Raw genomic sequence first — 24,188 nt, 5'->3', positions numbered from 1 at the left:
GTATGTTATGTTAAAAATTCGCAAATTATCAGCCTGCTTCTAATATTTGAGAGTTCCAATCCCCTCTTATGACCTGTAGAGTACGCATCCAACAAAGAACAACAGCCAATATCTTCATTCGAGCACAGCACTAAAGCGCCCTAAATACGATGTTGGCTCACAGCAAGAGAGCATAAAAATGAACAACGAACTTGATATTATTGAGTCTCTAGAAGAACTAGAGCAATTCCTAATTTCAGTGGAAGCTGGCGGTTTAGGCCTTGAAGGCGTTGAAGGTGTAGGCATGGCAACCAATAATTCAGATGGTCGTCACTTCGTTGCTGTATTCAATAGCAGCCATAAAGTTCTGCTTGCTCGCTGGATCACCAAAGAGGTGTTTGATAACGGTAAAGACTTGGTACGTAACGGCCCTCGCCGCACTCACTAAGCCTTTCCAATAGCACCAATGATTAAAGCCCAACACGTTCACTGACGATCTGTTGGGCTTTTTTGTATCGCCTGTCCCGTCCTGATAGTTAATAAACCACTCAATACAGAATAATTAGCGATAACTTTCAGTTGTTGTGAACTTTAGCTACAGCTCAATGTCGTATTCGCGTGAATTGGTGTTTATGCGTCGTTTATCGTGTACCTGCCGTTTTCCGCGTTTATACATAGTTTCACTTTAACCATTTTATGACTTGTGGCGCGAAGAGAACTTATCTAAGCTAGCCACAATTCAATGAGCTGGCTTTAACTAATAACAAATTTGATTACTGACTAATTTGCTGAACACATCGCTACTTTTCTTATCCACACAGAACCGCCGACAAAAGCATTCGCTTTGGGCGCTCTTCCTTACCGGACTGGTTATCGTAACTTGTCTGGCGAGCACTCTGGCCGTCAAGAAAGTATCGTTATCTGCATCCGCTAATGGCCAATCAGTCCTAGTTGGCACACAAACTCATACAGAAACCAGTAATCCCCAAACCAACATCGCTTCTTCAGAAAAAATGGCTGCTCTATACGCCAGCGTTTTCGGCTTAGAAGCCTCAAAAATGTTAACGTCCCCCAATTCAAATTCATGCAGCCTAAGTTCGAAAATGCTGACCTTTGCCGCCCCAAAAACCGGCTGGCTGATCCCATTCGTACTTATTATTGCTGTTGCGTTTAACTTACCTCCTCACATCTCGAGATTATCTAGAGACAATCATCGCTCTACTCGACCGACAAAACACCGATTGCATCTAAAGCACTGTATATTTAGAGAGTAAATAACCGGGCTACTACACCCTTTTATTTATTTTTTGGAGATACATTTGTGTACAACACACTACTAACTAAGTTTGTCGATTCATTGGCATTCTCTATGCGTACATGCGCGAAAACCTTAGTCACTGCCCTTTTGGTTATGACGTCATTTACCGCCTTGGCACAGACAACGGGCTGGCTTAGTGTGCCTGAGCATCCGCCTGTTAAAATGCGAATGATGTCGACGGGTGAACAGTCGGATGACGGCTCTAAGATCCAAACCGTGCTCGATGTCGTGCTCGACGGCGACTGGAAAACCTATTGGCGCAGCCCAGGCGAAGGTGGCATTCCGCCAAGCTGGGACTGGTCTGGTTCAACAAACATTGAGTCAGTAGAGTGGCACTGGCCGATACCTAAATACTACGAGCAGCTTGACGTCATGACGTTAGGCTACAAAAAACATGTCAGCTTTCCTGTCACTTTATCCCTGAAAGACAACACGAAGCCTGCGATATTCAGGGCATCGTTTACCTTTCCGTCGTGTACCAATATCTGTGTGTTAACCGATTACGATATCGAACTGCCGATTGACCCACAAATTTTAGCGCTCGATGAAGAAGCGATGTTCTTGTTCAACCAAGGCATGAGCCAATCTCCACGAGAAGCTAATCGCACTTCAGTCAATGGTCTATTTTGGGACAAGAGCAAGCAGCAACTGGTTACTCAGCTGACAAGTAAAAATGGCTGGGATAAGCCGATGGTGTTGATTGACGGGCAAGAAGTGATTGATGACTTCTTCTCTCAACCAAGCGTCCACATCACAGACAATACAATGACGGCCGTATTTGATGTGAGCAACTGGATAGGTGAAGTCGACTTAACGGACCATAACGTGAGTGTCACCGTTTCAGACACTAATTTCGCCGAAGAGATGACGGCCAAAGTTGGCTCAGAACCGATCGCTTACCAAACAAGCAACAACGGCTTTTTGGCGATGATAGGCTTCGCTTTAATTGGTGGTTTGATCCTCAACATCATGCCATGTGTGTTGCCAGTATTAGGAATGAAGTTAAACAGCATCATTCAAAACCAAGGGGCATCTAATCGTCATATCCGACTCTCATTCTTAGCGTCTGCTTCTGGTGTCATTACGTCATTTGCGCTGTTAGCCCTAGGTATGACCGCTCTAAAAATGGGTGGTAATGCAATTGGCTGGGGAATCCAGTTCCAAAATGTTTGGTTCATCGGGTTCATGCTGATCATCACTTTGCTGTTTTCGATTAACCTGCTTGGGTTATTCGAATTCAGACTACCATCAGGTTTAAACACCTGGATGGCAACCAAAGGCGATGACTCACATTCAGGCCACTTTGTTCAAGGCATGTTTGCAACGCTGTTAGCAACGCCGTGTAGCGCGCCATTCCTAGGAACCGCTGTCGCGTATGCACTTGGAGCAAGCTACCAAGAGTTATGGGCTATCTTCATCACGCTTGGTATCGGTATGAGTGCGCCTTGGTTGATCTTTGCGCTATTCCCAAGCCTAACCAAATTGCTTCCAAAGCCTGGGGCGTGGATGTTCAAAGTTAAGCTGGTATTTGGCTTAATGATGTTCATTACCAGCCTATGGCTAACAAGCCTCCTTAGCCCATTCATTGGTAAATTCCCAACTATCCTGCTGTCGCTATTTATCGTGATTTCAGTATTGATTTGGATTGGCCGTAAGTTGGGTCGCAAGGTGCTTATTCCTATCGTCGCAACCACAACCTTGGTGTTTGGTGCTGCATTGATCGTCGGTAGTGTCACCGCTGATAACTGGGCGACTCCGATTGTTGACGATCTCGCTTGGCAAAAGCTGGATGCGAAGCAAATCCCTCAGCTCGTTGATGAAGGCAAAACGGTATTTGTCGATGTGACCGCTGAGTGGTGTATTACCTGTAAGGCCAACAAGATCGGCGTCATTCTCCAAGACCCTGTCTACAGCCACCTGCAGCAAGAAGACATTGTTTTGATGAAAGGCGATTGGACAACACCAAGTGAAAGCGTCACTCAATACCTACAAAGTAATGGTCGATTTGGTGTGCCATTTAATATCGTCTACGGCCCAAGCTATAGAAGCGGTATTCCACTGCCTGTCATTCTCGACAGTGACACTGTCGTTCAAGCCATCGACGCTGCGAGATAATAGATGAAGACTCCCAACAATAAAGATAAATCTAGCACGACTGAAGACAGCGCTGTAAAGGGTGATACCAAAAAGCCAAGTCGTCTTAAGAAGTGGGGAAAGGAACTGGTTTCAATGATATTGATCGTTGGCGTGGTTTCATTTGCGATGGACTTTTATCACAGCAGGAGCATGCCTCAGGGCGACGCGATTCCAATTGTGGGTCAATCGCTCCAAGGCGAAGATATTGATGTTATCGAGCTAAGCAAAAATGGTAAGCCAGTCATTGTCTATTTTTGGGCGACTTGGTGTGGCGCCTGCAAATTTGTAAGCCCAACCGTCAATAGCTTCAGTGATTCCCATCAGGTGATTTCGGTCGCTCTGTCATCTGGCCCAGACGAACGTGTTCAGCGTTACTTAGAGGCGAAAGAGTATGACTTCCCTGTGATCAATGATCTCTCTGGATCGATCAGCAGAAGTTGGGGAGTCAATGTCACTCCAAGCATCGTCATCATCAAAGATGGAAAGATTAGCAGTATCGCAACAGGCATTACTTCCCCGATAGGGCTTTGGTTGAGAACCTACTTTGCCTAACTCGCTTACAAAGAAAAACAGAGCAAAGCAAGGTGAATAACTCGATTTAGCCCGTTTAACGAACAGAATTTCCGTGAGCGCGACCCAATGAGCGCTCACGATTATCAAGAATTAGAGAATAAATAGCATGAAAAAGCATCTGATTAGTACACTGATTTTAGGCTCACTAATGAGCACCACTGCCTTCGCTGAGTTAAGCACAGAACAAACCCAGCAACTTGAAGAGATTAACCAATTTCTGAAAGAGAACCCTTCTACGATCTCTGGCTTGCATACCAGCCTAGAGCAGTACGTAGCAGGGCAAGAACAGTCGAAGAAGGCTCAAGCAGGAAGCCATGATTGGTTGTACAACAATGACGCTCACCCAATCACGGGCAATCCGGATGGCAAATCGGTCATCATTAACTTTACCGACTATAACTGCCCTTACTGTAAGCGCTTGGAAAAAGGCTTGGTTCAATTAGCCTCTGAAAACAGCGACATTAAAGTGATCAACGTTTACTTATCGTTTAAGCAACAACAAGTTGCAGGGCTAGACACCAACGCGGCGCTATACGCGATGAAAGTATGGGAAGATAACCCAGAAGCATTCCCTGAAGTTGATAGATTGCTGATGGCCAAAAGTGGTATTCACTCGAAAAGCTCACTAGAAGCCGTTGCCAAAAAGACGGGAACAGAGGCGGAACTAAAAACAACTCGAGAACAAAACCAGGTTCTAACCACTAACCATCAAACGTTCAGTGCACTCGGCTTAACGGGCACTCCAACCATGATGATGAACGGAAATGTTTTACCAGGATATGTGCCTTATGACCGATTAAAAGAGATCGTGGACGACGCTTTTTAATCGACTGTAGATAGAGATAAAAATTCGAAAGAGAAGTGAATAAAAGCCGACTCGCGCAACCCGCAGTCGGCTTTTTCATTGCTTCGAAACAATAGAACACTTTGAAACGACAGTTTTGAAGTCATGGTTTTGAAACAAAAAAAGTCGAAGTGTCACCATCTCGCAATAGATTCTTAATTTACCCTCGCTACGCTAAAAGCAGTTCTCTCGATGAGTCAAAGACGTGTTAACTCAAGACAACTGTCCTTTGACCGAGCCTTGCTCGGTCTTTTTTTGCTTAACTCAGCAAGCGACAAACAAGCGCGCCCGGCTCCCTTAATGCATCCACGTTATAGCTGAGTACACGACCAGAAGATGGTGCGTGATAACGACGACATTCATTACCGAACGCATCATATTGGATGGCGAGCAGATCATCTTGTTCGACACTTTGCAAAAGCTCGATCTGAGGCAGCACAAAGCCACCGATATCGGCGCGGATAGACACGACGTTGTTGCCTTCTATCCAGTCCATACTTGGCAGCTGCTTTGCCTCAAACGGTTCTTCACCATCAAGCATCTCGTAGTAAGACAGCATATTAAAAACACCGTCCACGGCTCGTTGAATCATATCAGGCTGAGTAAACTTACCCATCCCCACTTCCACCGTAATGCTAGGAATTCCACTTCGATTCCAAACCGTTTCGAGAATACCTGGGTCGCCCGGATCATTGAGAACACAATCTGGCGTCATCAACCTTGCCATTTCAAGGCATTGTTCAATTCGGTAGTCCGCAAACACATAAAGTGGGTAGACCGCGCCACGAGTTTGGGTATGTAGGTCAACGGCGAATGTCGCATTGTGTTTGAGTAAGCGAGCCCACAAAGACGCAACAAAGCGCTCTGCCGCTAAGCCATTCGCATCACCCGGAAAGAGTCGATTAAGGTTGGCAGGGCAAGAGCCCGGATCCGAAGAGATAAAATCGCGGCTGTGGTTAAGCAAACCCGACAAGTTCACAGTAGGCACTATCGTGACCGTGCCTTTGAGAGTTTTACCGACTAAGTCTCTGATAATTTGCTGAGCAGCCAACACACCGTTGAGCTCATCACCGTGAATACCAGCGGTGATCATCAACTTAGGACCTGCTTGACTGCCTTTGAAAACAGAAACCGGCATGTTCTTGGGTTGCCCTAGCCCATCACTGGTGACTTGAAACCAAAACTGGTGCTCTCCAACGGGTAGGTCTTCAACATTCAAGGAGCCAATAACCTGCCTACCTTGTAAAACATCGCCTAAGTACTCTGTTTTCATCCAACGTCTCCATCTTGTTGAGCAGAATCTATTCTCTTCTAAGTTTTTGCATCATAGAGGATATCCTTACCAGTACAAGCAGTTAATCAGATTAACAAGCTCTCAGCGCAGCCAAAATTCACCACCATCGACATACGTGATTCCAAGGTAAAACTTGCTAATGTGACCTTTGAAATACACGCAACTTGTATAACCATTCACAAACCACTCAGTCTATTGAAATGAAAGTGCAATAAAATCAACACTTAAAAAGTTCCCTATTCACGAAAATGTAATTTTATAGAAATGAAAGCTTAATTTAGCTGCTCTAAATTAGCTTCATATCGAAACGGAGAGCGCATTGCTCACGGATTTTAAAATACAAGGTAAGTGATTATGAAAAAGGCAGTTCTAGCTTCTGCAGTGGTAGTAGCACTAGTTTCAGGTTCATCTCTAGCAGCAACAGTTTACAGCTCTGACGGTACTGAGCTTAAGATTGGCGGTCGTGCTGAATTCCGTGGTGACTTCATTGGTTCTGGTGGTGAAGAAATCGAAGGTACAATGGAAAACAAAAGCCGTTTTCGTTTGAATGTGGGTGGTACTACAGAAATCACTAGCGACCTATCTGGTTTTGGTTTCTACGAAGCAGAACAAAGCGTGAAATCTTCTGCTGATAACAGTAAGACTGAAAACTTTAAGCAACGTTACATGTATGCAGGTTTTGAAGGTAACTTCGGCGCAGTATCAGTAGGTCGTCAAGATACAGCTGCAGCTCAAATCTCAGAAATGTCGGATGTTACTATCTACTCTGGTGACCAAAAAGCATTCATCAATGCAGGTGACGAGCAAATCAATAACACGTTTGTATACGCTTACGACGCAGACGCACTTTCTCTTAAAGCAAGTTTGATTGCTGGTGAAGACAAAGATACTGACGGTTACGGTATCTCTGGCATTTACACACTACCGATGGGCTTAGGTTTCGGTCTTGGTTACTCAGGTAACGACAACGGTACTGGTAATGGTTCAGCTACAGCATTGATTGCTGGTATTAACTACAAAATGGATGCTTTATACCTAGGTGCAACCTACACAATGGGTGACCTAGACGACAAAGCAAAAACTGAGTTCTCTGGTGTGGAAGTTGCTGTTAAATACAAGCTAACAGACCAATTTGAACTGGCAGGTTTGTACCAAAAACAAGAAAAAGACGCGACACAGAACTTAACTGAAGACACAGCTGACTTCTTTGAGCTGACTGGTACTTACAAGTTCAACAAATCTATCCGTACATACGTTGCTTACCAATTAAACAATCTAGACGACGTAAAAGTTGCAGGTTTAGAAACACAAAGTGAAGACTCTCTTCGCCTAGGTGTACGCTACGACTTCTAATCTAAAGCTACTTTAGATGAAGACCAAAAAGGTTGGGCAATGGCTCAACCTTTTTTCATATTCGAATATTCTGACTAACTTCATCAATGCTTTTTCTGGTTAAGTGATGTTAAATCCGTATCATAGGTGAACCACATCAAATAATTAGAAGCATCATGTCACAACACCATCCGATCCAAGGCGCTAGCTGGATGCTAACCGCAGGTTTAGCCTTTGCTTTGATCAACAGCCTAACTCAAATCGCTAGCATTCATTTCGGACTGACTTCTACCACCGTTGCCGTCATTCAGTATTCAATCGCATTGTTCGCCATCCTTCCTTACCTAAAAACATTGGGAATTCGCCGCGCACTAAAAACCGACAACCTCAAATTGCACGTATTCCGTGTCTTCTTGTCTGTTATTGGTATTCAACTTTGGATATGGGCACTGGCTTACCCAGTACCAATTTGGCAAGGCATTGCCCTTCTCATGACATCGCCATTGTTTGCAACCATTGGTTCAGGGCTTTTCTTAAAAGAGAAAGTTGGGGCTGCTCGCTGGGGCGCGACCTTAGCAGGCTTCGTGGGTGCGATGGTGATTCTAGAGCCGTGGGCTGAAGATTTTAACTGGGCAACGTTATTACCAGTCGGTGCCGCTTTCTTCTGGGCATGCTACTCACTGATGGTGAAAAAACTCTCTTCGCAAGACAGTCCTTCAACCATGGTGGTCTATCTTCTACTATTAATCACACCATTTAACATCCTGCTTGCTGCGCCAGATTGGCAAACGCCAAGCGGCGGTACAATCTGGGCTATATTGATTGTTATCGGTGTTATGACGGCACTCGCTCAATGGGCGATAGTAAAAGCCTACTCGGTCGCTGATGCTTCGTTTGTGCAACCTTTTGACCACGCCAAATTACCGCTAAACGTTTTAGCAGGTTGGATTGTATTTAGTTGGGTTCCACCGGGTCGTTTATGGCTAGGGGCTGCTATTATTATTGCGTCAGTTGCATTTATAACGCACTGGGAAACTAAAAAACCTTCAAAAGTGAAGAAAGTTTAAGGTTGGTGAAATAAATAGTTCGACAGTCCGTTCTATATGGATAAGAGAATTCAAACGAGGCCGTAAACATGAAGAAACCAGTCAAGATTACACTATACCGTTGGGCAGGCAGCTGGGGTCCATTTAAAGTTAACATCCCATGTGGAGAATGTACCCTTACCAAAGACATTCTGAAGGATACTTTTGAGAATGAGTTGGCCGATGTCGATGTCGAACTGGAAGTGAAAGATTGGTTGTCTCACTGGTGGGAGCCGCTAAAACTAGGCTCTTGGCATGCTCCAATCCTTGTTGTTGAAGGCAAAGTGGTCAGCCAAGGTGAAGCGCTGAATCGCGGTGTGTTAATCCAATCGGTGATCAAAGAGTGGACCAAACGAGACAGCTTAAAAGGCAACATCGTTTATGGTAAGGCGACCTGCCCATTCTGTGTTAAAGCGAAGAAAATGCTGGATGAAGCGGGTGTTGAATACCAATACCACGATGTCGTAAAAGACAGCGCCGCTTTGTACCGTATGATTCCAGAGGTAAAAGCACACATTGGTGAGAAAACACCGGTCACCGTCCCGCAGATCTGGCTTGATGGTAAGTACATCGGTGGTGCCGATAACTTAGAAGCGTGGATGAAAGAGAATGGCTTAGATAGCATCCCTAATAATGTGGTCGACTTATCCAATCAATCTGCTGGCTGAGTTTATTAAAAGCCATTAGTCAGAAGCTTAATTGGTATTTTTTGTGTCCATCCACAACAAAACAAAGCGATAACTTTCACCAATCGCTAAAACGAAAAAGGCCTTAAACTTCATCGAGTTTAAGGCCTTTTAAAATTCCGTTTTTGAAAATGCTTATTTAGCCATTTTCTTCATCATTCGCTTAAAGAACGATGGTTTCTTTGGCTTTGAAGTGCCGTACAATGCTTCGTGCATCATGTTTTTTGCTGCCATTTGACCAAGGTATGCGTGGCCTAGTTCGTAATTCATGCTTATCTCCGCACATAATCAACTTTCTTTAGCGCGGATTCTACACTTAAAACGCCCAAAAACAAGATCTAAATCACACTTTAATGCAATATTAAGAATTCATTTGCAATTAGCCTAATTTTGTCTCTGTGCTAATCAGCATTGTATATGTATATCAATGAGTTAGCCTAAATTCTGGTTTGAGCTTAATGCTCCATTCCTAATAACAATCTAAGACATGGTTTAGACACTTATACAAAAAAGCAGCTCAAGAGAGCTGCTTTCTAAAATGCTTTACTTAGAAACCTAGCTACGCTTTGGCTGTCTGTAAGTTTTACCGGCAATTTGGTATGTGTCTTTTTGCTTCAATTCAAACATCGTTTCAAAGAACCAAGCTGCAAATTTGATTAAGTCATCGCCTTCATTCATGACATGTTCGATGTACTCTTGCTCTTCGCCTTGTTCATTTTCTTGAAGCGTCACGTGGTAAATACGCTTTTCGCCTTCCACTTCAGCAAGTGCAAATTGACCAGTCAGTGATGCAGCAGCCTCAGCGACTTCTGTATCCTCATTGGATTTCAATAGCTCAAGCGCTTGAGGCAGGCCATCTAGTGCGCAGATAGCTTTTACCAGTACTTCAAATTCATTTTGCTGCATTTTGTTCTTACCTATTCAATGGACCGAAGCATTGTAGAAAACCATCAGCACAAATACAACGTATTAACGATGGTGCGTTAAACGATAGTGAATTTAGTGTTTAGCTATATTCCACTTCAACAGTATCGCCTTTGTTGTTCATTTTGGTTGAAGACCAAAGCACTCCGCCCATGGCTGCGCCAATAATGAGGTAGAACACGCCTAACTGTAGATGAGTCGTGACCCAACTTTCTACCAGATACCCACCCAATAAACCCGCTAAACACATCTGAATTGAGCCAGACAATGCCGACACTGCGCCCGCTTGTTTCTTATGAGGTTCTAATAACATGCTGATTGATAATGGGAACGAGATGCCTTGTGCTATCGCCAACCAAGTAAACGCCCAAACTAAGTTAAAGATGGATAACTCATGAGTAAGAAGCCAAGTTCCCGATGCCAAGATAATCAAAATAGCTAGGCTCATCAGTTGGGGCGTACTAAACCTACGATTGAGTAAGTTTAAAGCGACGCTACCTATCAGTAAGCCTGCCGAAGGGACAATCATCAATGAACCATACTCAGCGGCGGTCAGCCCCAATTGCTCTTGCATTAAGAATGGAAACAACGACAGCGATACCAAACTCGCCATGTAGCTCATCCAGTTGTAACTGGCACTGGTCAACACTTGGCGATTCGTTAACAAGCGTCCGTAGTTCTTTACCACTTGGCTGACTTCAAAACGGCTCTTCCCATATGGCAGAGTTTCATGCAACACGAAGTAACCCAGTGTGAATATCGCCAGTAAATACAATAGAACGAAAAGGAACACCGCCTGCCAACCAAGGTGGAATGAAATCCAGCCACCAAATACAGGCGCGATGATCGGCATAATCGACGCGGTGATCGAGATATAAGACAACGCTTTGGTAAGCTGTGAACCATCATAGCTGTCACGAAGCACACTTCGCCCAAGAACCGAGGCACTGCCCGCCCCTAAACCTTGCAGCAAGCGACCAACTTCTAGCGCCGTCATATTGTCAGAAAACACAACACAAACGACTGTACCAATCAAATAAACACCCTGACCTAACAAGAAGATAGGTCTTCTTCCCACCGCATCGGACATCGGTCCGTAAAATAGCTGAGACAAGCCAAAACCCACCAGAAACAGCGTGACGAGAAGCTGTACATCTACTTGAGTAGCACTTAAATCAGAAGCAATTAACGGTAATGCTGGCAAGTAGATGCTCACACCCACCTGCCCCGTAGCAATAATCATCATTGCTAAGAGTAACGGTGTTTTTTTAAAGGTCGATTGGCTCAAAAAATTCCCTATTCGTTTGATATTTGTTCATTAGACGAGTTTACATTCAAAACCAATAATTGATAATTAGCTAAATTGGAATTTTATTAAGTCCCAACAGGAAATAATATGGATTGGATTCTTAACGTAAAAAGCTACGTCAGAGTAGTCGAAGAAGGCAGCTTCAATGGTGCTGCTCGAAAGCTGAACACCACCAGCTCGGCGATCAGTAAAAGAGTGAACTGGTTAGAAGAGCGCATCGGCACCCAACTGTTAAAGCGTACCACGCGATCAATTAGCCAAACCGAAGCAGGTGCGCTCTTTTACCTGCGAGCCAAGGATCAGCTCGACAATTGGCAGTCCATTATTGATGAGACTCGCTCGGTTAACCAAACCCCAGCAGGCCTATTAAAGATTGGCGCTACGATTGCGGTTGGCTCTAAGTTTCTGGTGCAATACATGGACGACTTCTTAGAAAAGTACCCTGATATTAAGGTACAACTCATCACCACTACGCCCGGTCAATTACCCGAGCTTGGCTTGGACTTGGTAATCAGTCGTGAACTAGAACAACTCAACTCATTAAGCTTCAAGAAAACACCGCTGTTTGAACACAAAGCCAGCTTCTATGCAGCGCCAAGCTATTTAGCTAAACATGGTTACCCCGCCAACGAGCAGGACTTAGAACAACACAATTCGTTAATTTGGGGAGAGCGCCCTACCCGAGAAGTCACACTCACCAAAGGGCAACGCATCACCCTCAATGGTAACTTTGCGACCACCAATCCAGAGGCTTTGTTTCATGCTGCGAAGCGAGGAATGGGCGTACTGTTAACCATCAAAGCGATGATCAAAGAGGATCTAAAGCAAGGGACATTAGTTCCAGTATTGCCAAATATTACCGCCGACGAAGTGATGGTTTACGCGTACTACCCTAAGCTTGATTACTCGCACACGCGAACCAAGCTCTTTTTGGACCATCTGAAAGACAGGCTAGACAAAGAGCGTAGCACGCAAGCTCTGTGAAATAAGTCACATTTTAATTTGAAAAGTTATACAACACGGCCAATAATAAACTTGACGCATATAGGTTATACAAGTTCGCACATATACAAGATAATACGTATACCGCTTACACAGTGAATCTGGTTAACTAGGGGTGGTGGCTATGACTCAACATACGCACAATAGCATGATAGACACAGAGCGCATTGGCCGTTTGCTGAAATTGGAAGGTATCGACCTTTTAGAGTCAGCTGTGCTTACTTTACATCAGACCTTTGATACTCAATACACTAGCATCATTGAGAAGAAGTACTTCCCTGACCAAACCGTTCCTTTGGTGATCGCCCATTCTGATCATGTATTACATGACAAAATCAATGCGCGCCATGGTCACATCTACCAACAAGCCGTCAATCAAAGACACCCAGATTGCTCATTTGCTCAGTACATCGTCCAGTCATTGCCAACATCGGCATTTAGGCAGGAAATCACCTCACAAAACTCCATCGCGATCCCGACTCGAACTCAAAGTGGCGAAGTGATGGGCGTGCTGTTTTCAACGTTCACCTCGCCTCTTAGCCCTGATCAGCAACAAGACGTGGTAAAGCACCATCAATTGTTCGCCGACATCATCATCCACACCTTGCGTGAAATGTGGTTTAACGATCGTTCCGAACAACTTGTAAATCAGCTTAGTTATGAGGTGTCACACGACAGCCTAACCGGGTTACTCAACCGAAGCTGTTTATCAGATACCTTAGAGTCGATTACTCAACAGAGCGTCACTCCGTTTACATTGGCTTTACTCGATATCAATAGCTTCAAAGCCATTAATGACATGCACGGCAATTATATTGGCGATAAAGTACTTCAATTTGTCGCAGAAACCTTGCGGAGAACCTTACCCGAAAGCAACCTGACTTTCCGGACTGCTGGCAACGAGTTCGCCTTCATCACCTACCATTCTGATCCGATAGCCGTGTGCGAACAAATACTGGCCAAAATTAAGCAGGGCTACAGTAGCGTTGATATCAAGATAGATTTCGACGTCAGCATCGGTATTGCCAGTTCGGATGGAGACAACAAAGACGTTGAGCAAATCATCTTCAATACCAGCTTGGCGCTTAAAGAGTGTAAACACAGCCAAGATACTCATATTCAATGTTATGACACTCACTTAAGAGTTCGTTACCAAAGAAAAACCGAGCTAGTCGCAGCGCTACGAAGTGAGCTGGAAAACCCAATTTCACAAAGCTATATCCCCGACAGCAATGGAATGTACGTAGTGGTACAGCCGATTGTGGGTCAAGGTGAAACGCAATGGGAATATTTCGAGGTACTGACTCGCTGGAAAACCGCCAGACATGGAGACATCTCACCCGTAGAGTTTATTCAAGTGGCAGAAGAGTCAGGGCTGATTGTCGAATTAGGTGAACGCATTATTGAATTGGTGTGCCGCGCTAAAACCACACTAGAGCAAGGCTTGGGCTACAAGGTTAAACTTGGAATCAACTGCTCTGCGCACGAGCTTACTGATTCGAAACGTTATATATCCTACCTGACTCGAACCATTGAACAGCACCATTTTAAGGCGAATGAGTTTGTTATCGAGTTAACCGAAACCGTTCTGTTATCGCCAACACAAGAGACAAAATCCGCGCTTAACTTTCTGAGAGGACAAGGCTTCACGATTGCACTCGACGACTTTGGTACAGGCTACTCCAGTTTGAACTACATCCACAGCTACCCTATCGATTGCATTAAAATTGATGCGACCTTTATTCGAGACTTGTTAACTAGTTCGACCTCAGAGAGCGTAGTATGGCTGATTGTTCAACTGGCCCATAGACTCGATGTATCTTTGGTTGCGGAAGGTGTTGAGAAGCGTGAGCAATTAGAAAAGCTGCACGCGATGGGATGTGACAAGATCCAAGGTTACCTCTACTCACCTCCAATGCGGCCTGAAGCTATCGTTAGCTATGTCGCGCACTCAGAGCCTTTAGTTTAAACCCTTACCGAACCTTCTATTGAGAACTAAAAAGCCGCAAGAGCATCACTTAACACTGACTGTGCTTTGTGATGCTCTTGCGGCTTTAAAACAGTTTAATGGCTAGCTACTTACTAGCATTATTAACCATTGCTAGATTGCGCGTTTCTAACGCTGCCTTCAATAGCTTGTCGGCTTCATCTCTCGCGGCTGTGAATGTCGCTTTTTCCTTTTTAGGCACAGAATCGGCCATTGGGATATTCGCTTTCATCGCATCAACAGGGCGACCACGTTCGATCAGTTCATAGTGCAAGTGAGCACCTGTCACTCGACCCGTTTTACCCGATAGGCCAATACGTTGACCACGAGATACCGTTTGTCCTTTACGAACAAGGATCTTGCTTAAGTGTAAGTAGCGCGTTTTATAAGTGCTACCGTGTTGAATCACCACATAGTTACCCGCATAAGGGTGTTTACGCGTCATGATCACTTTGCCATCACCCGTTGCTTGAACAGGTGTGCCAATTGGTGTCGCGAAATCCGTACCGTTGTGCGGTGAAATGCGGCCAGTCACAGGGTGTAAGCGCTTAGGGTTAAACTGAGAACTTTGGCGCCAGCTACTGCTCACTGGGTAACGTTGGAAAGCACGTTGTAAGCTATCGCCATTAGCATCGTAATATTGTCCGTCAGTGTGTAAGTATGCTGAAACAACGCGGTTACGATTCATGATCTTAATTGCTTCAATTTCACGTTTTCCGGTTGCAACACCATCAACATATTGCGCTTTTTGAAGCACTTCAAACTGATCGCCAGCACGTAGGTCTCGGCTAAAGTTCAGCTTATCTTTAAGAAGAGTCACAATATGGTCAATCTCAAGACTGCTCAGGCCAACCTTGTTCGCCGACATTGAGAAGCTGCCTTGAATATCACCCACTAAAGGTTTTTGCTTCCATTCACCAGGAATAGAGATGTCTTCGAATTCGTAGCTGCCGTCATCAAGCAGTCGGTAAACCACTTTGTCCGCGACGCTAAATTGAAGTTCCATTTTAGAAAGGTCGCCGGTCGCTTCATCACGCCAAAAGCGTAATGTATTACCCGGACGAAGCGTATCTAAAGCAAGGAAGTTCAAATCAGTTTCCATCACGCTCATCATCGATTTGTAAGAAAATCCAAGCTGAGTGAAGATGCTACTCAAGTTATCGCCAGATTGAATTTGATACTCAAATGTCGGCGGCTCAATAACGGTAACAGAAGATGGTGACAGAATTGACTCAATAACGGTTGAGTCGGGCAAATCAAGATCGATCGTTTTCGTCAGATCCGATTGTGACGATTGCAAAGCAACACCAATCGCAGCAATAAGTGGCAGTCCCAAAATAGCTACTTTTTTTACAGGTGAAAGCTCAGCAAACGGAGAGGGAAATATTTTTGAATACACGGTAAACAGGTCTTTCTACGATATAAAGGCATAGGATATGCTTTTCAAACGCATAAATCATCAATGCATTGTCATAATATGATGTGAATCTTCCCAACTTAGCCTAAGTCATTGAGTTGCCGTAGATGAAGAGCCACTAGATAAGAAATAAAATTAACCGCTAAATTTAAAAATAAAAAAGCAGAAACGGCTAGTTTCTGCTTTCTATTGGTTGACGTTATTCCGTTTCGAATAATTAATAAACGAAGCGAATTAGTCGCTGGTTTTAAGAAAAGATTATGCGTTTACCGTCGACACTAGGCAGTTGTCTTCACCAAATTCATTTGGGATGTAACGATCGGCATTCGCATCGTTCACCCATTGTTGGTCATCAACTAGGTAGCGGAATTGAAACTCGCCATCTTTAGGTAGACGAGTTTTAAACTTGTAAACCTTCCCTTTGGCCAGTTTTTTCATTGGGGTGGCTTTCCAATCAAGAAAGTCAGCAACGATGGATACAGAGTTCGCTTCCTGAGCTTCTAGCTCGAAGGTCACTTCAACTTCATCTTTCGTCTTAAAAAAACGTTTATTAATCATTCGCAAGCTCCATTTGTAAAAATAAGCGGACACAAAGCTAAGTGTGTCTAAATTTCATTCATCTAACTAAGATAATATGTAATTTGGCTCACATAAACAACAGATCCTTACATTCACGAAAACGTTATTGCTTACCAATTGATTGCGTATCAAAAGAAAAACTCATTAACACCTTTTCAGAAGGGGGTTCTGCAAATGATTGTTCCGCAGAATGCTGAGTAAAGCCGATAAAACCTTCCCCAGTAAGTTTATTCTGTGATTGCGAACCTGGCTGCTGAGCTACCTCCAATGTCTGAATTTGTATACGATCACCCAGTAAAAGTTGGTCGACTAACACCACACGGCTTCGTTGCTGGTCATGCTTAAACAGGCCTAGATAATAGAAAACACCGCTGCCTTGGTTAGATATCCACATCGGCGCGACAAAGAAACTCGCCTTGCCCAACGTGGCGGCTGAAAGATTATTGGTGTCTACCGTTACCACACCGCGCTCAACACCTGAGTCATAGCGTCCAAACGCGATGGCTCTAGGCTCATCAACTTCATTGATAAAAGCGTAGGCGTTAGTCTCAGGAACTTTAATTGTCCATGGATTGGTCGTCTTCAAATCAAAAACGGTTTCTACGACTGGGTCATAACTCACTTGAGAAGAAGGAAACTTCGCCAAGATCTCTTCATCACTTAAGCTAAAGCGATAAATACCCGCTACTATCACCACAACCAGCATGACAATTGGAATCAGTAGAATCAGAGGGATAGGTAAGATTTTCTTTTTCATGGGCAATTATATTCTTTTGTTTTCATCCAGTTGTGCAGACCATAAAGGGCTTTAGTATAATTATCAATACAGGGTTAACCAGAAGTGGAGCATGGATGGATATCAATCATATTAAAGATAGAAATATCAGAAGTTGCGAATGCCGCTGTGGAGCAGTCAACCTAGTATGCCGAGGTGAACCTCAACGTACATCTGTCTGCCATTGCTATGAGTGTCAGAAACGCACCGGAAGTGTGTTCGGCGTTCAGGCTCGGTTCCCAATAGAACAAGTTACACTCAGCGGTGAAGTGACCTCTTTTTCACGCATCAGCGATACGGGTAATGAAGTCACCTATCAGTTTTGTCCCAAGTGTGGCACCACCATGCTTTTGCAGTCGGTTGCCGCCGCTGATTTTTATATCGTCCCGCTCGGATTATTTAAAGAGCAAGACTTCCCACTGCCGAGCTTTTCGGTTTATGAAGAACGCAAACACGGTTGGGTTAAGTTCGACCACCAAATGAGCCATTACAACTAGTTCGTCAATGAGCGTTATCTTTATCTCGTTATTGACCGTTATCTTTATATAGCAACAGTATTAAAACAAACTGCAATACTGTTGCCTAAGATCAAATATCAACGCTTCACAGCGCTAGCGTATCTTTTGTCTAGCGTTATAATCTTGCTCCTCTATTTAACCCAGGGTGAACCACATGATTTCTAAGTTACCTCGCTGGGTTGAATACGGCGCCCTTTTGTTAGCTGGTCTTGCTGGCAGTGTTAATGCTATCGGCTTACTTGGCTTCCAACATCAAGCTATCTCCCATATCTCCGGCACCATGTCTTTGCTAGGCAGTAGCCTGCTTACACCGACCTCGGCTTCTGTTCACCTCCTATTGGTGATCATGAGTTTCATGTTAGGTGCGGCGTTCAGCGGGTTCTTTATTGAAAACCAAGCATTGAAGTTAGGACGCCGTTACGGTGTTGCACTATGTATTGAGGGTGGATTGCTGTTTTTGGCGCTGTGGACACTGTTGCAAGGCTATACTTCAGGTCAGTATTTCGCTTCAGCCGCGTGTGGTTTGCAGAACGCGATGATCACCACTTACAGCGGGGCAATCATTCGAACAACACACATGAGCGGGATCATTACCGATCTTGGGATCATGATTGGCGCTCGCTTAAAGGGGATGCCTTTTGACCGCCGTAAAGCCAAACTGCTAATTTTCATTGTGGTTGGCTTCCTGTTTGGCGGCTTAATTGGCGCTTGTCTGTTCCAACGCTTCGAAATCTTGGCATTGGCTTTCCCTGCCTCTTTTGCTTTCATTATTGCGTTTAGCTACTGGTTATACTTGACCTATCGAACTGAAACCCCAGTCAATTTATAAATACCTGGCAATATAACCTCAAACTACGTAACATCCGCAACACTTTATTCTAAACTCTTAATACGTTGCAGAATAACCAGTATGAATATTTAGCGATATTTGATGAATAGTATTGCAAGCGATATTAATACTGGGTAATCTTGCACCCAATGAGAAAATACGGACGTTTAGTGAATAAAAATGCCAAGGATGTGGCTTTTTTACGTGTAGAAATTCGAGAACAATAACATGTCTAACAACAAGAATACTGCTCAAACAGAGAAATCTAAAGGCAGTTTCTGGGTTTTCTTAATCCCATCATTGATTGGTTTATTCCTTTTCATGGCGCCAATCAGCTATCAAGGTGATCTAACCATCCCTGTAGCTATCTTAGCCAAATCAATTCAAGCGGTTTTCGGTGAATATCTAGTCCCTATCATCACTGCGATCGTTGCTTTCATGTCTGTAGCTTCAGTTTTAAGCACCATTTTTAAGCCTACATTCATTACATCAAATTCATTTTTAAACGGCCTTTTCAACCCATCTCCACTGTGGTTGCTGGTTCGTTTAATTGGTGGGGCTGCAGCCGTTATGGCTTTCTTCCAAGTTGGCCCTGAGGTTATTTGGGAAGAAAATACTGGTGGTCTGGTTCTAGAAGGCCTGCTTCCGACACTGTTCTCAGTATTCATCTTTGCTGGTTTGCTACTTCCGCTTCTACTTAACTTTGGTCTACTAGAGCTGTTTGGCACGCTACTAAGTAAAATCATGCGTCCAATCTTCAACCTACCAGGCCGCAGTGCTATTGACTGTATGGCTTCTTGGTTGGGTGACGGCAGTGTTGGTATCCTGCTTACAAGCAAACAGTACGAGAAGAAATTCTACACTCAGCGTGAAGCTGCGGTTGTTGGTACGACTTTCTCAGCAGTATCTATCACATTCAGTCTTGTGGTTATTGCTCAGGTAGAACTAGAGCACCTGTTCCTACCTTTCTACGCAGCAATCTGTTTAGCGGGTATTGTGGCAGCGGTGATCATCCCTCGCCTTCCACCACTAAGCATGAAGAAAGATACTTTCATTGATGGCAGCAAGCCGCACAAAGACGCTGACGCGATCCCAGCAGGTCACTCAACGTTCTCTTGGGGTCTTGAGCTAGCGGTAAATAAAGCATCTCAAGTAAAGTCAGCTAAATCTGTATTTGGCGAAGGCGTTCGTAACGCCGTAGATATGGTATTTGGCGTACTGCCTGTTGTTATGGGTTTAGGTACAATGGCACTGGTTATTGCGGAATACACGTCTGTGTTCTCAATCCTAGGTCAGCCTTTCATTCCATTCCTAGAGCTACTTGGTGTTCCTGAAGCGGTTGCAGCATCTGAAACGATTGTTGTTGGTTTTGCGGACATGTTTATCCCAGCAATCCTTGCGGCTTCTATCGACAACGAGATGACTCGCTTTGTTATTGCAGCAATGTCGGTAACTCAGCTGATCTACATGTCTGAGGTGGGCGCTCTACTTCTAGGCAGTAAGATTCCAGTGAACATCTTAGAACTGTTTATTATCTTTATTCTACGTACGTTAATTACGCTTCCAGTTATCGCTGGTGTAGCGCATCTAATATTCTAAATTAGATACTACTTATGTAACTCAATAAAGATTCAGTTTATAAAGCCTCACTTTTGTGGGGCTTTTTATTTGCGAAAATATATACACAGTATTATTTGGAGTTCAATTAATTTATAAGCTCTGCATGTCATTTGATTTCATATCGTTTGTTCACCCCGCCTCTTTTTAATAGAAAACTGAACGCATAACTATCAAATTAATACATTCTTAATTCCTCCTTAAACTCCGTCTAGCCCCATTCCCCAACTCATTGAACTAAATACTAAAAGCAACAAATATGCGCTTTAGTGAATTTTGCATTGTTTAGGTTGTTGTATTTTTGTAGTCTATTTTGTGAAATTACATTCAAGTAAAATCCAATCTAGTCGATATATATAATTACAAAAACACGATTAACTTTAGTCTTCGCAAAGCCTGTGAGAAGGGGAAAACTCAATGAAATTTAGCCATAAGGTGGTTGCTGCATCATCAGCCTTGCTGCTAGTGACAGTATCATTGCTTTCAATACAACAACTTTACACTGTAAGAAGTGCAGTAGAAAACCACGTCAATGCGAGCCTGAAAGAGATGGTCTCGGGCGTGAAAAATACCGTCGTATCGGAGATGAACGCCAAGAAAGCGTTGGCTCAATCGACGACTGAAGTCATCGAGATCAACCCTGAAGATCGCGCTTACGTTAAAGAAATCTTAGAAAAGCCAAAGCTTAAAAACAGCTTCCTAGCGGTTGGTTTTGGTTATGAAGCAAACGGTTTCGTTATTGAAAATGATGATGGTTGGGATGCCGGTCCAGACTACGACCCACGAATTCGTCCTTGGTACATTGATGCTAAATCCAAAAACAGTTTAGTTGTTACCGCTCCTTATGTGGATGCATCAAGTAAGAAAGTCATCATATCAGTAGGTACTCCAGTTAAAGACAACGGCCGCTTTACTGCGGGTATGTTCTACGACCTAGAATTGACGAACCTTGCTACCTTGGTCAACCAAGTGAACTTGTTTGATGCGGGTTACCTGTTCCTAGTAACAGCCGACGGCACCACGATTGCTCACCCAAATGCGAAAAACAACGGTGAAACGCTATCAAGCTACATGCCACAAGCGACTATTCGTGAAGGCTCTCAAGAAATTGAAGTCGACGGCAAAATGTTCCTAGTTAATTTCACCCACATCCCTAGTGAAGATTGGTACATCGGTGCCATCCTGGATGAAGAGATCGCTTTCCAAACCGTTGAAGAGTTGAAGAACAGCTCAATGATCTACTCTTTGATTGCGGTAATTCTCAGCATCATTGCTCTAACAGTTCTAATTCGCGTGTTAATGCGTCCACTGGATGCGCTTAACCAAGCCATTCAAGATGTGGCGAGCGGTCAAGGTGATTTAACTAAGCGCCTAGATACCAACACAGACCAAGAGTTCTCTGACCTAGCGAAAGGTTTCAACACCTTTACTGAAAACCTGCAAAATCAGATCATTCAATCGAAAGCGATTGGTGTTGAAATTAAGCGTGGTACTGAAATCACGGTTAAAGGTGCAGGCGAATCAGCGAAAGCGATGAATACCCAACTGGAAGAGCTTGAACAGTTAGCGACTGCAATGAACGAGATGGCGGTTACTGCAACTGAAGTTGCAAACAATGCTCAAGGCGCAGCAGCGGCAGCCCGTGAAGCAGACGAAGCAACGCTAGACGGCACATCTGTCGTAAGTGACACCACTCAAGCGATTGATAACCTTTCAGCACGTATCGACCAAGCGGTTGCCGAAGTACAAGTACTTGAATCAGCAACAGCCAACATCGAAACAATTCTAAAAGTAATCAACGATATTGCAGACCAAACCAACCTACTGGCATTGAATGCGGCTATTGAAGCGGCGCGTGCTGGTGAATCAGGCCGTGGTTTCGCAGTCGTTGCCGATGAAGTTCGTACTCTGGCACAACGTACTCAAGAATCAACTACGGAAATCCGCAACATGATCGAGCAGCTCCAAGCGGGTGCAAGCTCAGTATCGAACGCGATGAACCAAAGTAAAGACACAGCCACTGACGCCGTTGAACGCGCTCAGCAAGCGAACTCTTCACTTGATCGTATCCGTGACGCGATTCAACGCATCTCAGATATGAACATCCAGATTGCTTCAGCGGCAGAAGAGCAGAGCTTAGTAGCGGAAGAGATCAATAACAACACTGTTAAGATCAAAGACCTTTCAACACAAGTATCAACAGCGGCCCAAGAAGCGAATACCGCAATGCAGCAGCAAACTGACAATGTTCGCCAACAAGACGAGCTATTGAATAAGTTTACGGTTTAACCAAGGTTTGGCTCAGTTGCCGTTTGGCTGAGTCGCCATTTGGTTTAGTTACCGAGCAATAGCTTAAAATAAAAAGCCCCGATTACTGATTGCCAGTAAGCGGGGCTTCTCTTTCTAGTCTATCCAAGTTAACTCGTGACAGGCTTCAATTCATTCGTCGTTAACATCATGCATTGGTTCGATTCCACCTTGATGGTTAAATCCTTACCAACACATTCAAACACATCATCCGACAGTAAATCGGTTACCGCACCAGTCCAATTTAATGAGGCTGTTTTGCTTCGCTTCGACTTGTTGATCACCACAATGCCTTTATCGCCACGGACAAACACCAACAAATCATCATTCGCTTCAACCACACGCATCGCTTCGCCATGAACATGGTTATGGAATTGAATCATGCTTTTCATGTAAGGCGCTTGCCAGTCGTTAAGCCAACGAGGCTGACCGCTCTTGTCCAGAATACCGCTGGTGCTCAGTTCACTGTAAACAAGCGGCACACCGCCGTCTCGACCAAGAATGAAAGCATGAGCCAATCGCTCATCCACTTCATCCATCACATGCTCCAAAAACACCTCGTTATTGGGAATATCATGAGTGACCGCAAACGTGATCGCTCGCATATTCGACAGAGCCTGACCAAAACAGTATGGGTTAATCAAAGACTTAAAGCTGCCCTGCTCTTCAAATGCTTTGAAGATGGTGTTGAACAACGGGAAATCGTAAGCGCCTAAGCGAGTGTGTTTAAGATAAGGCTCAAGGAACAGCTCATACTCTTCTTCTGTCGCGCCGCCATCGGTAATGATCTCACCGAAGATGTGCATTTCTTCGCAGATGTCATCCGTCCACACCTTGCGTAGGTGTGCCAGTGTCATATGCTTTGCCGCATCAATGCGAAATCCTTTCACACCAATCTCTTTCAGTGCTTTTAGGTAGGCTCTTTGCTGTGCCACCACATTATCGTTATCAAGCAGCGTTGGCAGGCCAGGGTCGCTCGCGCCACCGGTAATACGCCCGTTTTGCACTTCCCAAGTGTCTTTCCAGTTCTTGATGCCAAACGCCTCCACGAAGTCGTTCTCATCAAATAGAGGCTCAGAAAGGTCACCAAACAAACGTATGGATTCATAATAGTCAGCATCTTTTTGATAAGACGCCATGTCTTGCTGATTGGGATACGTTAGATCACCGCGGATACCCGATTCGTTGGCCATGTGGTTAAACACCACATCCACATAAGTACGAAGCCCATGTCGCTTTAACGTGTCGACCATCGCTTTAAAATCTTGTGTGTCACCCAACTGATTATCGATCACACGATAGTCTTGGGGCTGATAGCGTTGCCACCATTGAGTGCCAGAATTTCGATCGCAACCTTTAGGGCCGCGCAGCGATTTCATCGCCGGTGATACTAAAACAGATTTATAACCCAACTCTTGGATCAGTGGGGCGTTCTTCATTACGTCAGCGTAGCACCAGTCAAAGGCATGCAATATGACATCTGTCGCTGGTTTGCTTAACATAGCTGAACTCTCCATGTTGTTCTCCTACCAAACTCGTTTACAGCTTTTTAGAAAAGGCAAAGGCTAAAAGGCAAAGCTGCATAAATTTCCTTAAGAATGGCATTTATTATATGAGTTACTCATTAAAAACCCTCCTCCTCCCAACGATTAGTCACGGCGGATAGTTAAGGGCGTA

At 44.3% G+C, this 24,188-nt stretch carries 21 protein-coding genes; 13 read left to right on the top strand and 8 right to left on the bottom strand.

Going from position 1 to position 24,188, the window contains the following annotated elements; translation table 11 throughout:
- Positions 1 to 178: 178 nt before the first annotated feature.
- From F0229_RS10335 to F0229_RS10320, 4 genes are all read left to right on the top strand, one after another.
- Positions 179 to 427, top strand: coding sequence for a hypothetical protein (locus tag F0229_RS10335; RefSeq protein WP_017062732.1), 249 nt, complete (start codon positions 179 to 181; stop codon positions 425 to 427).
- Positions 428 to 1,348: 921 nt separating this feature from the next.
- Entirely contained in the window at positions 1,349 to 3,412 is a 2,064-nt protein-coding gene (locus F0229_RS10330) for a protein-disulfide reductase DsbD (RefSeq protein WP_171732772.1), read from the top strand.
- A 3-nt stretch (positions 3,413 to 3,415) separates the two neighbouring features.
- On the top strand, positions 3,416 to 3,985 hold the full coding sequence (locus F0229_RS10325; protein ID WP_017089878.1) for a protein disulfide oxidoreductase: 570 nt from the start codon (positions 3,416 to 3,418) through the stop codon (positions 3,983 to 3,985).
- 127 nt (positions 3,986 to 4,112) lie between these two features.
- Entirely contained in the window at positions 4,113 to 4,832 is a 720-nt protein-coding gene (locus tag F0229_RS10320) for a DsbA family protein (RefSeq protein WP_171732767.1), read from the top strand.
- A 277-nt stretch (positions 4,833 to 5,109) separates the two neighbouring features.
- On the opposite strand, the gene F0229_RS10315 is transcribed toward F0229_RS10320, so the two are convergent.
- On the bottom strand, positions 5,110 to 6,123 hold the full coding sequence (locus F0229_RS10315; protein WP_171732766.1) for a succinylglutamate desuccinylase/aspartoacylase family protein: 1,014 nt from the start codon (positions 6,121 to 6,123) through the stop codon (positions 5,110 to 5,112).
- Between the two features lie 375 nt (positions 6,124 to 6,498).
- Between F0229_RS10315 and F0229_RS10310 the strand changes: the two genes are divergently transcribed.
- From F0229_RS10310 to F0229_RS10300, 3 genes are all read left to right on the top strand, one after another.
- Positions 6,499 to 7,497: a porin gene (locus F0229_RS10310; protein ID WP_171732765.1), complete on the top strand. Its 999-nt coding sequence runs from the start codon at positions 6,499 to 6,501 to the stop codon at positions 7,495 to 7,497.
- Between the two features lie 155 nt (positions 7,498 to 7,652).
- On the top strand, positions 7,653 to 8,543 hold the full coding sequence (locus F0229_RS10305; RefSeq protein ID WP_065583706.1) for a DMT family transporter: 891 nt from the start codon (positions 7,653 to 7,655) through the stop codon (positions 8,541 to 8,543).
- A gap of 68 nt (positions 8,544 to 8,611) precedes the next feature.
- A complete protein-coding gene (locus tag F0229_RS10300; protein WP_017062739.1) occupies positions 8,612 to 9,229 on the top strand; it encodes a glutaredoxin domain-containing protein in 618 nt (205 codons plus the stop codon).
- Between the two features lie 153 nt (positions 9,230 to 9,382).
- On the opposite strand, the gene F0229_RS21975 is transcribed toward F0229_RS10300, so the two are convergent.
- The 3 genes from F0229_RS21975 to F0229_RS10290 all read right to left on the bottom strand — a co-directional run bounded on the left by F0229_RS21975 (position 9,383) and on the right by F0229_RS10290 (position 11,459).
- Entirely contained in the window at positions 9,383 to 9,517 is a 135-nt protein-coding gene (locus F0229_RS21975) for a hypothetical protein (RefSeq protein ID WP_010431176.1), read from the bottom strand.
- Between the two features lie 285 nt (positions 9,518 to 9,802).
- Positions 9,803 to 10,153, bottom strand: coding sequence for a hypothetical protein (locus tag F0229_RS10295; RefSeq protein WP_017057980.1), 351 nt, complete (start codon positions 10,151 to 10,153; stop codon positions 9,803 to 9,805).
- Positions 10,154 to 10,253: 100 nt separating this feature from the next.
- Positions 10,254 to 11,459, bottom strand: coding sequence for a multidrug effflux MFS transporter (locus F0229_RS10290; protein WP_171732764.1), 1,206 nt, complete (start codon positions 11,457 to 11,459; stop codon positions 10,254 to 10,256).
- Between the two features lie 108 nt (positions 11,460 to 11,567).
- On the opposite strand from F0229_RS10290, the gene F0229_RS10285 reads away from it, so the two are divergent.
- Positions 11,568 to 12,464: a LysR family transcriptional regulator gene (locus F0229_RS10285; protein WP_017062741.1), complete on the top strand. Its 897-nt coding sequence runs from the start codon at positions 11,568 to 11,570 to the stop codon at positions 12,462 to 12,464.
- A gap of 142 nt (positions 12,465 to 12,606) precedes the next feature.
- Positions 12,607 to 14,451: a bifunctional diguanylate cyclase/phosphodiesterase gene (locus F0229_RS10280; RefSeq protein WP_065583705.1), complete on the top strand. Its 1,845-nt coding sequence runs from the start codon at positions 12,607 to 12,609 to the stop codon at positions 14,449 to 14,451.
- A gap of 106 nt (positions 14,452 to 14,557) precedes the next feature.
- Here F0229_RS10280 and F0229_RS10275 read toward each other — a convergent pair whose 3' ends face one another.
- From F0229_RS10275 to F0229_RS10265, 3 genes are all read right to left on the bottom strand, one after another.
- Entirely contained in the window at positions 14,558 to 15,868 is a 1,311-nt protein-coding gene (locus F0229_RS10275) for a peptidoglycan DD-metalloendopeptidase family protein (RefSeq protein WP_171732763.1), read from the bottom strand.
- Between the two features lie 276 nt (positions 15,869 to 16,144).
- The gene (locus F0229_RS10270) at positions 16,145 to 16,444 is read right to left on the bottom strand and encodes an isoamylase early set domain-containing protein (RefSeq protein WP_009845720.1); all 300 of its coding nucleotides are present in this window, start codon (positions 16,442 to 16,444) and stop codon (positions 16,145 to 16,147) included.
- Between the two features lie 124 nt (positions 16,445 to 16,568).
- Positions 16,569 to 17,222 (bottom strand): hypothetical protein, encoded by a 654-nt coding sequence (locus tag F0229_RS10265; RefSeq protein WP_017064322.1) that lies wholly within the window; start codon positions 17,220 to 17,222, stop codon positions 16,569 to 16,571.
- A 32-nt stretch (positions 17,223 to 17,254) separates the two neighbouring features.
- Between F0229_RS10265 and F0229_RS10260 the strand changes: the two genes are divergently transcribed.
- The 4 genes from F0229_RS10260 to F0229_RS10245 all read left to right on the top strand — a co-directional run bounded on the left by F0229_RS10260 (position 17,255) and on the right by F0229_RS10245 (position 22,493).
- Positions 17,255 to 17,737: a GFA family protein gene (locus F0229_RS10260; protein WP_170926836.1), complete on the top strand. Its 483-nt coding sequence runs from the start codon at positions 17,255 to 17,257 to the stop codon at positions 17,735 to 17,737.
- 175 nt (positions 17,738 to 17,912) lie between these two features.
- Positions 17,913 to 18,587 (top strand): YoaK family protein, encoded by a 675-nt coding sequence (locus F0229_RS10255; RefSeq protein ID WP_017062746.1) that lies wholly within the window; start codon positions 17,913 to 17,915, stop codon positions 18,585 to 18,587.
- Between the two features lie 228 nt (positions 18,588 to 18,815).
- Positions 18,816 to 20,186 (top strand): YjiH family protein, encoded by a 1,371-nt coding sequence (locus tag F0229_RS10250; RefSeq protein ID WP_017067418.1) that lies wholly within the window; start codon positions 18,816 to 18,818, stop codon positions 20,184 to 20,186.
- 435 nt (positions 20,187 to 20,621) lie between these two features.
- Positions 20,622 to 22,493 carry a methyl-accepting chemotaxis protein gene (locus F0229_RS10245; RefSeq protein ID WP_017062748.1) on the top strand — a complete coding sequence of 624 codons (1,872 nt, stop codon included), beginning with the start codon at positions 20,622 to 20,624 and terminating at the stop codon, positions 22,491 to 22,493.
- Between the two features lie 128 nt (positions 22,494 to 22,621).
- On the opposite strand, the gene F0229_RS10240 is transcribed toward F0229_RS10245, so the two are convergent.
- Positions 22,622 to 24,028 (bottom strand): alpha-amylase family glycosyl hydrolase, encoded by a 1,407-nt coding sequence (locus F0229_RS10240; protein WP_017062749.1) that lies wholly within the window; start codon positions 24,026 to 24,028, stop codon positions 22,622 to 22,624.
- Between the last annotated feature and the right edge of the window lie 160 nt (positions 24,029 to 24,188).

This window comes from Vibrio sp. AIC-3 (genome assembly GCF_013114515.1).
GTDB lineage: Bacteria > Pseudomonadota > Gammaproteobacteria > Enterobacterales > Vibrionaceae > Vibrio > Vibrio crassostreae_C.
The sequence above is the reverse complement of the archived record's forward strand: the minus strand, read 5'-3'. Positions and strand labels throughout refer to the sequence as shown.

Bases quoted from the DNA above. Each gene is read 5' to 3' on its own strand.
- F0229_RS10335 (WP_017062732.1), top strand. From the start codon at position 179: ATGAACAACGAACTTGATATTATTGAGTCTCTAGAAGAACTAGAGCAA.
- F0229_RS10330 (WP_171732772.1), top strand. From the start codon at position 1,349: ATGCGTACATGCGCGAAAACCTTAGTCACTGCCCTTTTGGTTATGACG.
- F0229_RS10325 (WP_017089878.1), top strand. From the start codon at position 3,416: ATGAAGACTCCCAACAATAAAGATAAATCTAGCACGACTGAAGACAGC.
- F0229_RS10320 (WP_171732767.1), top strand. From the start codon at position 4,113: ATGAAAAAGCATCTGATTAGTACACTGATTTTAGGCTCACTAATGAGC.
- F0229_RS10315 (WP_171732766.1), bottom strand. From the start codon at position 6,123: ATGAAAACAGAGTACTTAGGCGATGTTTTACAAGGTAGGCAGGTTATT.
- F0229_RS10310 (WP_171732765.1), top strand. From the start codon at position 6,499: ATGAAAAAGGCAGTTCTAGCTTCTGCAGTGGTAGTAGCACTAGTTTCA.
- F0229_RS10305 (WP_065583706.1), top strand. From the start codon at position 7,653: ATGTCACAACACCATCCGATCCAAGGCGCTAGCTGGATGCTAACCGCA.
- F0229_RS10300 (WP_017062739.1), top strand. From the start codon at position 8,612: ATGAAGAAACCAGTCAAGATTACACTATACCGTTGGGCAGGCAGCTGG.
- F0229_RS21975 (WP_010431176.1), bottom strand. From the start codon at position 9,517: ATGAATTACGAACTAGGCCACGCATACCTTGGTCAAATGGCAGCAAAA.
- F0229_RS10295 (WP_017057980.1), bottom strand. From the start codon at position 10,153: ATGCAGCAAAATGAATTTGAAGTACTGGTAAAAGCTATCTGCGCACTA.
- F0229_RS10285 (WP_017062741.1), top strand. From the start codon at position 11,568: ATGGATTGGATTCTTAACGTAAAAAGCTACGTCAGAGTAGTCGAAGAA.
- F0229_RS10280 (WP_065583705.1), top strand. From the start codon at position 12,607: ATGACTCAACATACGCACAATAGCATGATAGACACAGAGCGCATTGGC.
- F0229_RS10270 (WP_009845720.1), bottom strand. From the start codon at position 16,444: ATGATTAATAAACGTTTTTTTAAGACGAAAGATGAAGTTGAAGTGACC.
- F0229_RS10265 (WP_017064322.1), bottom strand. From the start codon at position 17,222: ATGAAAAAGAAAATCTTACCTATCCCTCTGATTCTACTGATTCCAATT.
- F0229_RS10255 (WP_017062746.1), top strand. From the start codon at position 17,913: ATGATTTCTAAGTTACCTCGCTGGGTTGAATACGGCGCCCTTTTGTTA.
- F0229_RS10250 (WP_017067418.1), top strand. From the start codon at position 18,816: ATGTCTAACAACAAGAATACTGCTCAAACAGAGAAATCTAAAGGCAGT.
- F0229_RS10245 (WP_017062748.1), top strand. From the start codon at position 20,622: ATGAAATTTAGCCATAAGGTGGTTGCTGCATCATCAGCCTTGCTGCTA.
- F0229_RS10240 (WP_017062749.1), bottom strand. From the start codon at position 24,028: ATGGAGAGTTCAGCTATGTTAAGCAAACCAGCGACAGATGTCATATTG.